Source organism: Burkholderia sp. Ac-20345 (assembly GCF_017104825.1).
In the GTDB taxonomy this organism is placed as follows: Bacteria; Pseudomonadota; Gammaproteobacteria; order Burkholderiales; family Burkholderiaceae; genus Burkholderia; species Burkholderia lata_B.
The window spans coordinates 43,182-55,395 of sequence record NZ_JAAGPO010000059.1 but is presented as its reverse complement, the minus strand read 5'-3'; the positions used below and the strand labels follow the sequence as shown (position 1 = coordinate 55,395).

At 67.1% G+C, this 12,214-nt stretch carries 11 protein-coding genes; 7 read left to right on the top strand and 4 right to left on the bottom strand.

The annotated features are described in order from the left end of the window. On the top strand, positions 1–888 hold an 888-nt coding region (locus G3O06_RS21765; protein WP_205817468.1), incomplete at its 5' end, for a glycosyltransferase. A gap of 103 nt (positions 889–991) precedes the next feature. On the opposite strand, the gene G3O06_RS21760 is transcribed toward G3O06_RS21765, so the two are convergent. Both G3O06_RS21760 and hpnA read right to left on the bottom strand, forming a co-directional pair. Next, complete coding sequence (locus G3O06_RS21760) at positions 992–2,473, bottom strand: phage tail protein (protein ID WP_205817467.1); 1,482 nt, start codon at positions 2,471–2,473, stop codon at positions 992–994. 108 nt (positions 2,474–2,581) lie between these two features. Next, a complete protein-coding gene (hpnA, locus tag G3O06_RS21755) occupies positions 2,582–3,589 on the bottom strand; it encodes a hopanoid-associated sugar epimerase (protein WP_011353724.1) in 1,008 nt (335 codons plus the stop codon). A gap of 176 nt (positions 3,590–3,765) precedes the next feature. Between hpnA and G3O06_RS21750 the strand changes: the two genes are divergently transcribed. The 3 genes from G3O06_RS21750 to G3O06_RS21740 all read left to right on the top strand — a co-directional run bounded on the left by G3O06_RS21750 (position 3,766) and on the right by G3O06_RS21740 (position 6,500). After that, the gene (locus G3O06_RS21750; protein WP_174971501.1) at positions 3,766–4,062 is read left to right on the top strand and encodes an acylphosphatase; all 297 of its coding nucleotides are present in this window, start codon (positions 3,766–3,768) and stop codon (positions 4,060–4,062) included. 16 nt (positions 4,063–4,078) lie between these two features. Next, entirely contained in the window at positions 4,079–4,978 is a 900-nt protein-coding gene (rarD, locus tag G3O06_RS21745) for an EamA family transporter RarD (RefSeq protein WP_205817466.1), read from the top strand. A 397-nt stretch (positions 4,979–5,375) separates the two neighbouring features. Beyond that, entirely contained in the window at positions 5,376–6,500 is a 1,125-nt protein-coding gene (locus G3O06_RS21740) for an OpgC domain-containing protein (protein ID WP_205817465.1), read from the top strand. Positions 6,501–6,546: 46 nt separating this feature from the next. On the opposite strand, the gene G3O06_RS21735 is transcribed toward G3O06_RS21740, so the two are convergent. Together G3O06_RS21735 and G3O06_RS21730 are read right to left on the bottom strand one after the other, a co-directional pair. Then, a complete protein-coding gene (locus G3O06_RS21735) occupies positions 6,547–6,753 on the bottom strand; it encodes a hypothetical protein (protein ID WP_174918386.1) in 207 nt (68 codons plus the stop codon). A 116-nt stretch (positions 6,754–6,869) separates the two neighbouring features. Beyond that, the gene (locus tag G3O06_RS21730) at positions 6,870–8,390 is read right to left on the bottom strand and encodes an oligopeptide:H+ symporter (RefSeq protein ID WP_205817464.1); all 1,521 of its coding nucleotides are present in this window, start codon (positions 8,388–8,390) and stop codon (positions 6,870–6,872) included. Between the two features lie 499 nt (positions 8,391–8,889). Here G3O06_RS21730 and G3O06_RS21725 point away from each other — a divergent pair, with 499 nt between their 5' ends. From G3O06_RS21725 to G3O06_RS21715, 3 genes are all read left to right on the top strand, one after another. Then, on the top strand, positions 8,890–9,471 hold the full coding sequence (locus tag G3O06_RS21725) for a cupin domain-containing protein (RefSeq protein WP_011353729.1): 582 nt from the start codon (positions 8,890–8,892) through the stop codon (positions 9,469–9,471). Between the two features lie 179 nt (positions 9,472–9,650). Then, on the top strand, positions 9,651–11,261 hold the full coding sequence (locus G3O06_RS21720) for a peptide ABC transporter substrate-binding protein (RefSeq protein ID WP_174999872.1): 1,611 nt from the start codon (positions 9,651–9,653) through the stop codon (positions 11,259–11,261). 11 nt (positions 11,262–11,272) lie between these two features. Beyond that, the gene (locus G3O06_RS21715; protein WP_174918383.1) at positions 11,273–12,211 is read left to right on the top strand and encodes an ABC transporter permease subunit; all 939 of its coding nucleotides are present in this window, start codon (positions 11,273–11,275) and stop codon (positions 12,209–12,211) included. Positions 12,212–12,214: the final 3 nt, after the last annotated feature.

Below are 12,214 nucleotides of genomic sequence, written 5' to 3'. Positions count from 1 at the left end.
GCCGCGCTCGCGATCAACCGCGCCGACCGGCTGACGGTGCTGGCCGCGAAGCCGCTGCCGGCCGGCTGGTCGGGCAAGGTGTGGGCGCAGTCGCAGGGGATCGCCGCGGTGCAGACGCTCGGCCTGCCGGCCGACTACCTGCTGCTGACGGATGCCGACATCGGCCATCCGCCCGACGCCGTCGCGCAGCTCGTCACGCGCGCGCAGGCCGAGAACCGCGATCTCGTGTCGCTGATGGTGCGGCTGCGCTGCGATTCGTTGTGGGAAAAGGCGCTGATCCCGGCGTTCGTGTTCTTCTTCGCGAAGCTCTACCCGTTCTCGTGGATCAACAATCCGCGCAACCGGACGGCCGGCGCCGCGGGCGGCTGCATGCTCGTCAAGCGCACCGCGCTCGAGGAAGCGGGCGGCATCGAGTCGATCCGAGGCGCGCTGATCGACGACTGCAGCCTCGCCGCGCAGATCAAGCATCGCGGCGAAGGCCGCCATCCGATCCGGCTCGACCTGGCCGACCGCAGCGTGTCGCTGCGCCCGTACGACAGCTGGCGCGACATCTGGAACATGATCGCGCGCACCGCGTTCACGCAGCTGCACTATTCGCCGCTGCTGCTGGCGGGCACGCTGCTCGGGATGACGATCATCTATCTCGTGCCGCCTGCCGCGGCGCTCGCGTACGGCGCGCGCGCATGGCCGGCGTGGCTCGCGTGGGCGTCGATGTGCGCCGCGTATGCGCCGATGCTGCGCTACTACCGGCGCTCGCCGCTGTGGGCGCCTGCGCTGCCGCTCGTCGCGCTGTTCTACGTCGGCGCGACGTTCGCGTCCGCGTGGCGCTACTGGCGCGGCAAGGGCGGCCAGTGGAAGGCGCGCGTGCAGGCGCCGGTGGATCGCTGAGTATTGCCCGGGAGGCGCGCCTCCCGGCAGCCGGAAAGCAAACAGCCCGATCGGTGGAAACCGGTCGGGCTGTTTCGTTTTCGGCGGTGCTGCCTGCCGGCGCTTAGCGCTGGGTCAGCATCATGTACATCTGGACCACGACGTCCGGCGAGAACGTGAACGGCACCCAGCCGTAGCCCGTGTGGCGGGCCACCAGCAGGCGGTCGCCGTTCGTCTGCTTCTGCACGGCCATCATCGGGTTCTTCGTCGTCACGAAGCGCCAGCCGGCCGGGATGCCGGGCGGCGGCTCCGGCTGCATCGACGCGCGCACGTGCGCGAGTTCCTCGATCAGCTGGCCCAGTTGCTCCGGATGCAGCGTGATCGATTCGCCGTTGATGGTCAGCGTGAGTTCGTTCTGCGTCGGGCGCGACACGTGCAGCGTCGATTTGTCGGCCGGGGCCGGGGTGATGGCGTCGGTTTCGACTTCGCCTTCAACCGGCGTTTCGGCTTGCGCCGTCGCGACGATGGCCGTTTCGGCATCGGCCGTTGAATCCACCGTTTCGGCCGCAGCCGGCGCGGGTGCGATCACGGCTGGTTCCGCTGCCGGCGTATCGGCCGGCGCAGGTTTGACGACTTCGGCTGCAATTGCCGGGGCTGCGACCGCCGGGGCTGCAACCGCCGGCGCTGCAACCGCGTTGGTCGCGGCTTCCTTGACGACGGCCTCGACCAGCGCCTCGGCATCGGCGATGGCCTTCGCGTGGTGCTGCGCAGCCGCTTCGGCTTGTGCGATCGCTTCGGAGTGGCGCTGCGTGACGGCCTCGGCCTGCGCGGCGGCATCGGCGTGGCGTTGCGCGGCCGCCTCGGCCTGCGCGATCGCTTCAGTATGGCGTTGCGTGACGGCTTCGGCCTCGGCGGTCGCGTCGGCATGACGCTGCGCGGCGGCCTGCGTTTCCGCGATCGCCTGCGTGTGCTGCTGCGCGAGTGCTTCGGCTTCCGCGATCACAGCCGTGTGGCGCTGCGCGGCGGCTTCGGCTTCGGCGATTGCTGCCGCGTGACGCTGCGTGGCCGCTTCGGCTTCGGCGGTCGCTTCCGCGTGACGCTTCGCAGCGGCCTCGGCTTCGACGGTCGCGGCCGTGTGGCGTTGCGCGGCCGCATCGGCTTCGGTGGCTGCCGCGTGATGACGCTGCGCAGCGGCCTCGGCTTCGGCGATCGCTGCCGCGTGGCGCTGCGACGCCGCTTCGGCATCCGCGTGACGCTGCGCGAGCGCTTCGGTCAGCGCGGTGGCTTCCGCATGGCGCTGCGAGGCGGCTTCGGCTTGCGCGGTCGCATCGGTATGACGCTGGGCGGCGGCTTCCGCGGCGGCGGTCGCGCTGGCGTGGCGCTGCTGCGCAGCCTCGGCATCGGCGGCCGCAGCCGTGTGGCGTTGCGCGGCGGCCTGCGCTTCGGTTTCCGCGGCGGCGTGACGCTCTGCCGCGGCCTGGGCTTCCGTTGCTGCGGCGCGCGCGAAGGCTTCCGCGCTGCGGGCCGCCTGCTGCGCGGCGTGGTGATCGTGGAGGAGCTGATCGACGCCCATGGTGAGCGAAGCGATCTGATCGTTCAGGTTCATGCGTGTCTTCTCTGCGTAAGACCCGCGATTTTAACCGCTGCGCCGGTACCGGGCCGCGCGGGACGTGTAACAAAGTGCGCAAAGCGGCGTGAGGCACGCCGCTTTGTGTTACTTCAGGTAGCCCGCGGAGCCGAACCAGTCGAGCGCATCGCGCAGCCCTTCGCGGTACGGACGGGCACGGTAGCCGAGCTCGCGCTCGGCTTTCGCGGACGTGAAATACATCTTGTTCTTCGACATCCGCAGCCCGTCCACGGTGACGAACGGCTCCTTCTTCGTGAACTTCGCGACCGCTTCCGCACCGACCGCGAGCGGGTAGAGCGGCCAGCGCGGCAGCGCGATCGTCGGCGCCTTGCGGCCCGTCATCTGCGCGATGTCCGCGAGCATCTGCTGCAGCGGCAGGTTTTCGCCGCCGAGGATGTAGCGCTCGCCGATCCGGCCGCGCTCGAGCGCGAGGAAGTGGCCGTGCGCGACGTCGTCGACGTGCACGAGGTTCAGCCCCGTGTCGACGAATGCGGGAATCTTGCCGAGCGCGGCCTCGACGATGATGCGGCCGGTCGGCGTCGGCTTCACGTCGCGCGGGCCGATCGGCGTCGACGGATTGACGATCACGGCCGGCAGCCCCTCGTCGGCGATCATCCGCTCGACCGCGCGTTCCGCGAGCACCTTGCTGCGCTTGTAGACCCCGATCGCCTGCTCTGCCGTGAGCGGCCGGTTTTCGTCGGACGGATCGCCGGCGCTCGTCACCTTCAGCGTCGCGACGCTGCTCGTGTAGACGATCCGCTCGACGCCTTCCGCACGCGCCGCGCGCATCGTCGCGACCGCGCCCTCGAGGTTCGCACGCTCGATCTCGTCGGGATCGGGGGCCCACAGCCGGTAGTCGGCTGCCACGTGCAGCAGGTAGCGCACGCCGCGCAGCGCGGCGCGCATCGACGCCTCGTCGCGCATGTCGCCGGTGACGATCTCGGCGTCGAGATCCGCCACGTTCGTGCGCGGGCTGGTCGGACGCACGAGCACGCGTACCGCATAGCCTTTCTGCTGCGCAATGCGCGCGACGGCCGAGCCGACGAAACCGGATGCGCCGGTGACGAGAACGAGATCGCGGGAGGTATCAGTCATGCGTTTCCTTCAGGGCCGCGCGCGGGCGGCGCGGCGGTTGAGCATCGGCGAGATTGTACGTGGTCGGCGCGCGCGGCGACGCCAGGCCGTGACGGGTGCGAACCGGCTCCGGCCCGTGTGCGAAGCGGCCGACGCGACTACAATGCCGGGCTTGAATGCAACGGGAGGGCGACGCGATGAGCCGCAATGAACTGGACGAACGGATCGAGACCTACTACGTGCGGGTGCGCGGCGTCGTGCAGGGCGTCGGCTTCCGTCATGCGACGGTGCGCGAGGCGCATGCGCTGAAGCTGCGCGGCTGGGTCGCGAATCTCGAGGACGGCACCGTCGAGGCGATGATCCAGGGCCCCGGCGCGCAGATCGACCGGATGCTCGCGTGGCTGCGTCACGGCCCGCCGGCCGCGCACGTGACCGAGGTGACGTTCGAGGAACGCCAGACCGAGAAGCGCTTCGAGCGTTTCCAGCAGCAGTAAGAGGCACGGAACGATCATGACGGGGTATCCGGAGGCCGGGCGCGGCCTCATGTTGTCGGTGGCGGCGTCGACGCTGTTCGCGCTGATGTCCGCCTACGCGAAACTGCTGGCGCCGCTCACGGGGCTCGACATCTTCGCGTGGCGCGTGTTGTGGACCGCACCGGGCGCGCTCGCGCTGATCGCGCTGCGCGGCCGTTTGCCCGCACTCGTCGATCTCGTTCGACGCAGCGTGCGCGACTGGCGTCTGCTGATTGCGCTGCCCGTGAGCGCCGCGCTGCTCGGCGTGCAGTTGTGGCTGTTCCTGTGGGCGCCGCTGCACGGCCGCATGCTCGAAGTGTCGCTCGGCTATTTCCTGCTGCCGCTGACGATGGTGCTCGTCGGCCGCTTCTACTATCACGAACGGCTCGATCCGCTGCAATGGGCGGCGGTCGCGTGCGCCGCGCTCGGCGTCGCGCACGAAGTGTGGGCGACGCGCGCGTTCGCGTGGCCGACGCTCGTCGTCGCGCTCGGCTATCCGCCGTATTTCGTGCTGCGCCGGCGGATCAACGCCGATTCGCTCGCCGCGTTCGCGGTCGAGATCGCGCTGCTATGCCCGATCGCGTTCGCGATGGTCGTGACGAGCACGACGCGCGTGGCCGACCACCCGGTGCTGTGGGCCGTGCTGCTGCCGGGGCTCGGCGTGCTCAGCACGCTCGCGCTCGCGAGCTACCTGAAGGCGAGCCGGATGCTGCCGATGGCGCTGTTCGGGATTCTCGGCTACGTCGAGCCGGTGCTGCTCGTCGCGGTGTCGCTGCTGCTGCTCGGCGAGACGCTGAGCATTGCGAAGCTCGCGACGTACGGGCCGATCTGGGTCGCCGTTGCGCTGACCGCATGGCACAGCGCCATGCTGATGCGGAGCCTGCCTGCGCGCGGATAAGCGTCGATCGCGATGCGGCGGCTGCATGCAGCGTGCCGCGTCGTGTATCGAAAAACATCTGCACGGCAGCGGTCGAACGCATCGATGCTGACTGCAAACTGGCGTCGCGCTGACGTGAGTCTGGCGACGCTGCCTGCTTTGAACCACAAGGCTCGCGCGTGTAATCGAACAGAAGATTCGGTTGCACTTTGTTACTTAGGGTCTCCCCGGATCGGCCATTAGACTGGCCTCACCGACTTCCCTACGTATGCAGCCTTTCAATGAACGGTCATCCCCGTGCCTGGCCGGCCGGGTTGGCGCGATGCGGGCATACGCGTATCGCCGCTGATCACGCTCGCCTTCTTCTCCCCGATCCAGTCCCCGGTGCGTGCTGCACCGCCGTCGTGCAGGTGTGCTCATGTCGTTGAGCCCGCCGCCTTCCGCCACGTTTCCACCGTCGCGCAGCGGCCGCCTGATCGAAGTCGATTTCTTCCGCGGCATCGTGCTGTTGATGATCGTCGTCGATCACATCGGCGCAAGCGTGCTGTCGCGCGTCACGCTGCACGCGTTCGCGCTGTGCGACGCGGCCGAGGTCTTCGTCTTTCTCGGCGGCTTCGCGACCGCGAGCGCCTATGGCGCGATCGCCGAACGACAGGGCGCGCGCGCCGCGCAAAAGCGGTTCGTGCGCCGCGCGATGCAGATCTACCGCGCGTTTCTCGCGACCTCGACGCTGATGCTCGTCGTGTCGGCCGTGCTCGACCACTACGGGATCGATGCGCCGAACCTCGCGCTCGACGACGTCAGCGTGATGCTCGCGTCGCCGCTCACGGGCGCAGCCGAGCTGCTGACGTTCCAGCGCCAGCCCTATCTCGCGTCGGTGCTGCCGATGTATGTGCTGTTCGCGCTGGCGTCGCCGGTGCTCGTGCCGTTCGCGCGTCGCCATCCGTGGCTGCTCGTCGCGCTCGGCATCGCGTCGTGGCTCGCGGCGGGCTGGCTCGGCCCCGAGTTGCTGGATACCGACGGATTCCGCTGGAGTTTCAATCCGTTCGCGTGGCAACTGATGTTCGTCGCCGGCGTGCTCGCGCGCTGCCAGCCGTTCTACCGGCGCATCGCGCTCGGGCGCTGGGGGGCCGCGGCGACCGGGCTCGCGTGCGCGGTCGTGCTCGGCTGTGCGAGCTACAAGCTGTTCTCGGGGCTGCCGCTGCCGGAAGGCGTGTTCAAGCGCGATCTCGCGCTGCCGCGCGTCGTGAGCTTCGCGGCCATCGCGTGGCTGATGGCCGATTGCGTGCGCTTCGGCTGGATCGCGCGGATCGCGCAGGGCGTGCGGCCCGTCGTGGCCGTGGGCCAGCGCGGGCTGATCTGTTTCGTCGCGGGCGCGGCGATCTCGCTCGTCATCGATTCGTTATTGCATCCGGTCGTGCGGAGTGCCGATCTGCGGCATGTCGGCGTGGGCCTCGTGGCCGACGCGTGCGCGCTCGGGCTGATGATGGCCGTGGCCGGTTCGGGAACGTGGATCGCGCGATGGCGCAGCGCGACCGCGTGAGCGGTGCGGGAGGCGGCGCGTGCGGCACGGGGTGTGCCGCGCGGCCTTAATGAGGTGAGCTGATACGGGAGCGGGGAACGGCGGTTGCGTCGTCGGATTCGGCGTCGTCGCGTTCGTCGGGCGCCGGATCGTCGCGCTCCGCGAGTACCGCGTCGGCTTCGGCTGCCGCCCGGGCGGCGCGCAGCGCAGTGCATCGCTGTGCGTGCCGGATGTCCGAGAGGATTCTCAGAAGCCTCGTGGTCTTGCTTTTCATGGTCTTCTCCCGCCAGTGCGCATCTCGGCGGATGCACTGCTTGCAACCAGTGTAGGACGCAATCGCGCAACCGGCGGGAGAATGTGGCGTGCAGGCCGCACGCCGAGGGATTTTACTTACTGCGCGGTGGCGACGCCCTGCGCCTGCAGCGCTTCTTCGCGGCGCTCTTCCGCACAACGCTGGTGCTGGCGCGACAGGCGGTTCATCAGCGGCAGCAGCAGCAGCGCGAGCAGCATGCCGATCGCGGCGAGCCAGCCGAGCTTCTCGAACAGCGACAGGTACAGCGGCAGCGATTCGGTGGCCGGCAGTTCGTGCGACGGCATCTGCGCGAAGTTCGCGACGACGCTGCCCAGATACTGTGACACGCCCGTCGCGACGAAGTACGCACCCATCATGAAGCCGCTCATGCGCGCCGGCACGTAGCGGGCGATCATCGCGAGGCCGAGGCCGCTCACCAGCAGTTCGCCGAGCGAGTAAAGGCCGTAGCCCCACACCATGAACCACGACGACACACGGCCGTCGACCGCGTAGCGGCCGCTGATCGTGAACACCAGGTAGCCCGCGGCCACCGCGCCGAAGCCGAGCGCATACTTCGCGGCGACCGGCAGGTCACGGCCGCCCTTCGCGACGGAGTTGTAGACCCACACGAGCACGGGGCTCAGCAGCATGATCCAGATCGGGTTCAGCGCCTGGAACTGCGCGGCGCTCCACGTGAACAGCGTCGTGCCGAACAGCATGAAGCGCGGATCGACGTTGCGCAGCGCGAACAGCGTCAGCGACGTCGACATCTGCACGTAGAAGATGAAGAACAGGATCACCTGGCCGATCAGCACGAGTGCCGCGATCAGGCCTGCGCGCTCCGAGCGCTCCGACTTCGCGATCATGTACGCGAAGATCGCGAGGATCGCGAACGCTGCGGTCCACACGCTGGCGACGGCGAGCTGCTTGTGCTGCAGCACGTACAGCGTGATCAGCGCGAGCCCGACACCGCCCAGCGCGACTGCGCCGAGGCGCTTCCAGCGGATCGGCTGGTCGTCCGGCAGCGAGCCGACGTGCGCGAGCGTGCGATGCATCAGCATGAAGTTGAGGATCGCGAGCAGCATGCCGCCGCAGCAGACCGCGAACGCGGTGTGCCAGCCCCAGTGATCCTTGATCCACGGCGTCGCGAGCATCGACACCGTCGAGCCGATGTTGACCGCCATGTAGTAGATCGTGAACGCGCTGTCGATGCGCGCGTCGTCGCCTTCATAGATGCGGCGCACGAGGTTCGCTGCGTTGGCCTTGAACAGGCCGTTGCCGACGACGATCACGCCGAGCGACGCATACATGTACGTCAGCTGATCGTTCGGTACCGACAGCATCAGGTAGCCGGCGCACAGCACGGACGCGCCGATGATCATCGTGCGGCGGGCGCCGAGCACCTTGTCGCCGATCCAGCCGCCGATCGACGGCGCGGCATAGACGAGTGCGGTGAACGCACCCCAGGTCAGGTTCGCATGGCTGTCGGTGAAACCGAGCCGGTCGACCATGAAGAGGACCAGGAGCGCGGCCATGCCGTAGTAGCCGAAGCGCTCCCACATTTCGATGAGGAAGACCGTCGTAAACGATCGGGTTTGTGAAACAGGTGGTTGCATCATCAATCTCGTTTGAAACGGACGGCACGGATCGCGCGTCGTCTTGGGGTCGAACTGGCGCCGGTGCACAATGGGCCGGGTAGGCTTCGTGCTGGCGGTGGAACAGTCGGGCGGTTAGCCCGGGCCGGGGTCTGACTCCGCCTGGTGTGGCGGGGAGGGGCCCCGACCGGCGCGCGCGTGGTAGCGGCTGCCGGTCCGGTGCGTCAGGTATCTGCCACCTAGGGAAACTCCCAATGTGGCAGTAGCTTTCAGGAACATTCGTCTCATCATCTATTTGTAAACTTTCGAGCCGTCCCTCCGAAGATTCCCGGAGAGCCGCTTGCAGCTTGCCTGTGAAGCCGGCGAGTCTGGCAAGATAGCGCGTCGTTTCGCTCGCTTCGTGTCCCGTTTAGTGCACCGGGCTCAACACCGAAGACGTGTGCGAACCCGAAGACTAAGCTATATCGTTCTAACTTAGTTATTTTCCATCAAACATTTTTTGACGATCACTTTTCGGCCTGCTATGGTTCCCCCCACTGAAAACTCGCGGTCTGCAAACGCTACCGCCGCACTGGGCAGCAAGATTCGCGCGTTGCGCCAACGACTCAAGCGCACGCTCGACGACACCGCTACCGCCGCGGGGATTTCGAAGCCGTTTCTGTCTCAAGTCGAACGCGGGCTCGCGTCGCCGTCGCTGACATCGTTGGCCGGTATCGCGCACGCGCTCGGTGTGACGGTGCAGTACTTCGTGGATACGCCGAGCGAGGAACGCTCGGTTTGCCGAGGCGAGCAGCTGCGCTTCTTCGGGTTTGCCGATTCGGCGAACCTGTTCGCGAGGCTGACGAACGTGTCCGAAGGACGCCAGCTGGAGGCGATCCTCGTGAGGATGCCGCCGGGGCAGAAGCGGTCGGAGGTGACGACACATGCAGGAGAGGAGTTCCTGTATGTGATTGAAGGGGAAGTGTCGCTGACGCTGGAAGGCAAGACGTTCGTCCTGCAGGCCGGTGACAGTTCGCACTATCAGTCGACGGTCCCGCACAGCTGGGTCAACACCGCGAAGATCGAGTCGGTGGTGGTCTGGGTCGGTACGCCGAGGCTGTTCTAACGCACAGGTATTCCTTCGTTTCCAAGACGGAATGCCTGTCGAAAGAAACGTAAGGAATACTAAAATGCAATACGAGAATCACGGGCCTCCTCAATCGCTGCACCCGTCAGCGTCTCACGCGTAAGCCGCGGCATTCGCCGCGCGACGCTCACCGAACAACCCTTCTCAAGACTGCCACGATGAAATCCTTGCATGCCATGTCGGCCGTGCTGGCCGCGCTCGCCCTGACGCCTGCCGCCCACGCCGTTACCGTTCCGTCGAACGTCGCGCTCGCTCCTCAACAGGACCTGACGCGCCAGGTGCCCGCCGAAGTCGAGTCGCTCGACCCCGCGCACATCGAGTCGTGGACCGGCAACACGATCGGCCTCGACCTGTTCGAAGGGCTGGCCCGCATCGATGCAGGCGGCCAGGTCGTGCCGGGTGTCGCGCTGTCGTGGGAACACAAGACGCCGACGACGTGGATCTTCAAGCTTCGCCGTGACGCGAAGTGGAGCAACGGCCAGCCGGTGACGGCCGCCGATTTCGTCTATTCGTGGCAGCGCCTCGTCGATCCGAAGACGGGCTCGAAATACACGATCCTCGTCGAGTTCGTGAAGAACTCGAAGGACATCATCGCGGGCAAGGCCGCGCCGTCGACGCTCGGCGTGCGCGCCGTCGATCCGTACACGCTCGAGGTGACGACCGACGCGCCCGTCGCGTTCTTCCCTGAGCTGACCGCGATGGCGCCGCTCGTGCCGGTGAACAAGGATGTCGTCGCGAAATTCGGCGACGCGTGGACGCGCCCGGGCAACATCGTCAGCAACGGTGCATACCAGCTGGTCGACTGGCAGCCGAACAACCGCATCGTCGTGACGAAGGACGCGAAGTACTGGAACGCGTCGAAGGTCGTGATCAACAAGGTCACGTTCCTGCCGATCGAAAGCGACGAAACCGCGATGCGCATGTACCAGGCCGGCCAGATCGACTACAGCTACTCGATTCCGTCGGGCATCTTCCAGCAGGTCAGCAAGCAGTTCGGCGGCGAACTGCGCCCGGGCCTGCAGCTCGCGACCTACTACTACTACCTGAACAACAGCGATGCGGCACTGAAGGACAAGCGCGTGCGCCAGGCGCTGTCGATGGTGATCGATCGCGAAGTGCTGACGTCGAAGCTCACGCAGGCCGGCGAGAAGCCGATGTACGGCCTGATGCCGAACGGCACAAAGGGCGTGCAGCCGTTCACGCCGGAATGGGCGTCGTGGCCGATGGCCAAGCGCATCGAGGCCGCGAAGGGCCTGCTGAAGCAGGCCGGCTACTCGGACGCGAAGCCGCTGTCGTTCACGCTGACGTACAACACCAACGACCTGCACAAGAAGGTCGCGCTGTTTACCGCGTCGGAATGGCGCACGAAGCTCGGCATCAACACGAAGCTCGAGAACGTCGAGTTCAAGGTGCTGATGAAGGAGCGGCATGACGGCAAGGTGCAGATCGCGCGCGACGGCTGGTTCGCCGACTACAACGACGCGATGACCTTCTTCGACCTGATCCGCTGCGGCAGCTCGCAGAACACCGTCGGCTACTGCAACAAGCAGGTCGATACGTACGTCGAGGACGGCAACCAGAAGCTCGACGACAAGGCGCGCACCGCGCTGCTCACGCAGGCGCACGACGCGGCGATGAACGACACGCCGATGGTGCCGCTGTTCCAGTACTCGGCAGACCGTCTCGTGAAGCCCTACGTGGGCGGCTACTCGCTGAAGAACGTGATCGACATGCGTGCTTCGCAGGACATGTACCTGATCAAGCACTGAGCGGAGCGATCATGCTGGCCTACGCACTGAGGCGCACGTTGTGGGCGGTGCCGACGATCCTCGCGGTCGTCACCGTCTGCTACCTGCTCCTGCATTTCACGCCCGGCGGCCCGTTCGATACGGAGAAGCAGCTGTCCGCGGCCACGCTCGCGAACCTGAACGCGAAGTATCACCTCGACGAGCCGCTGTGGAAGCAGTACCTGCTGTACCTGAACGCACTGCTGCACGGTGATCTCGGCCCGTCGTTCCGCTACGTCGACTGGTCGGTGAACGATCTCGTGAAGAAGGCGCTGCCCGTGAGCCTCGGCGTGGGCGGCGTGTCGATCCCGATCTCGATCGGGTGCGGCGTGCTGCTCGGCACCGTCGCGGCCGTGCGCCGCGACAGCTTCATCGACCGCTTCGTGATGCTGATCGGCAACTTCGGCAACGTGATCCCGCCGTTCGTGCTCGGCCCCGTGCTCGTGTGGATCTTCGCGATCCTGCTGAAGACGTCGTCCGGCAACGGCTGGCTGCCCGCTGGCGGCTGGGGCGACGGCGGCTGGCAGTACCGGCTGCTGCCGATCGTGCTGCTGACCTTCATCAACATGTCGCTGCTCGCACGCGTGATGCGCGGCTCGATGATCGAGACGCTGTCGAGCAACTACATTCGCACCGCGCGCGCGAAGGGCCTGCCGGGCTCGACGATCGTGCTGCGCCACGCGCTGAAGCCCGCGCTGATGCCGGTCGTGTCGCTGTTCGGCACGGTCTGCATCTCGTCGATCACGGCGGCCGTCGTCACCGAATCGGTGTTCGCGCTGCCGGGGCTCGGGCAGCTCGTCGTGAACGGTGCAATCAACCGCGACTACACGCTGGTGCTCGGCCTCGTCGTCCTGACGACCGTCTGCGCGGTGCTGTTCAACCTGCTGGTCGATCTCGCGTACGCGTGGCTCGATCCGCGCATCCGTTATTGAGCG

Coding starts and splice junctions, on each gene's coding strand:
- G3O06_RS21720 (WP_174999872.1), top strand. CDS start 9,651: ATGAAATCCTTGCATGCCATGTCGGCCGTGCTGGCCGCGCTCGCCCTG.
- G3O06_RS21760 (WP_205817467.1), bottom strand. CDS start 2,473: ATGAACCTGAACGATCAGATCGCTTCGCTCACCATGGGCGTCGATCAG.
- hpnA (WP_011353724.1), bottom strand. CDS start 3,589: ATGACTGATACCTCCCGCGATCTCGTTCTCGTCACCGGCGCATCCGGT.
- G3O06_RS21725 (WP_011353729.1), top strand. CDS start 8,890: ATGGTTCCCCCCACTGAAAACTCGCGGTCTGCAAACGCTACCGCCGCA.
- G3O06_RS21730 (WP_205817464.1), bottom strand. CDS start 8,390: ATGATGCAACCACCTGTTTCACAAACCCGATCGTTTACGACGGTCTTC.
- G3O06_RS21740 (WP_205817465.1), top strand. CDS start 5,376: ATGTCGTTGAGCCCGCCGCCTTCCGCCACGTTTCCACCGTCGCGCAGC.
- G3O06_RS21735 (WP_174918386.1), bottom strand. CDS start 6,753: ATGAAAAGCAAGACCACGAGGCTTCTGAGAATCCTCTCGGACATCCGG.
- G3O06_RS21715 (WP_174918383.1), top strand. CDS start 11,273: ATGCTGGCCTACGCACTGAGGCGCACGTTGTGGGCGGTGCCGACGATC.
- G3O06_RS21750 (WP_174971501.1), top strand. CDS start 3,766: ATGAGCCGCAATGAACTGGACGAACGGATCGAGACCTACTACGTGCGG.
- rarD (WP_205817466.1), top strand. CDS start 4,079: ATGACGGGGTATCCGGAGGCCGGGCGCGGCCTCATGTTGTCGGTGGCG.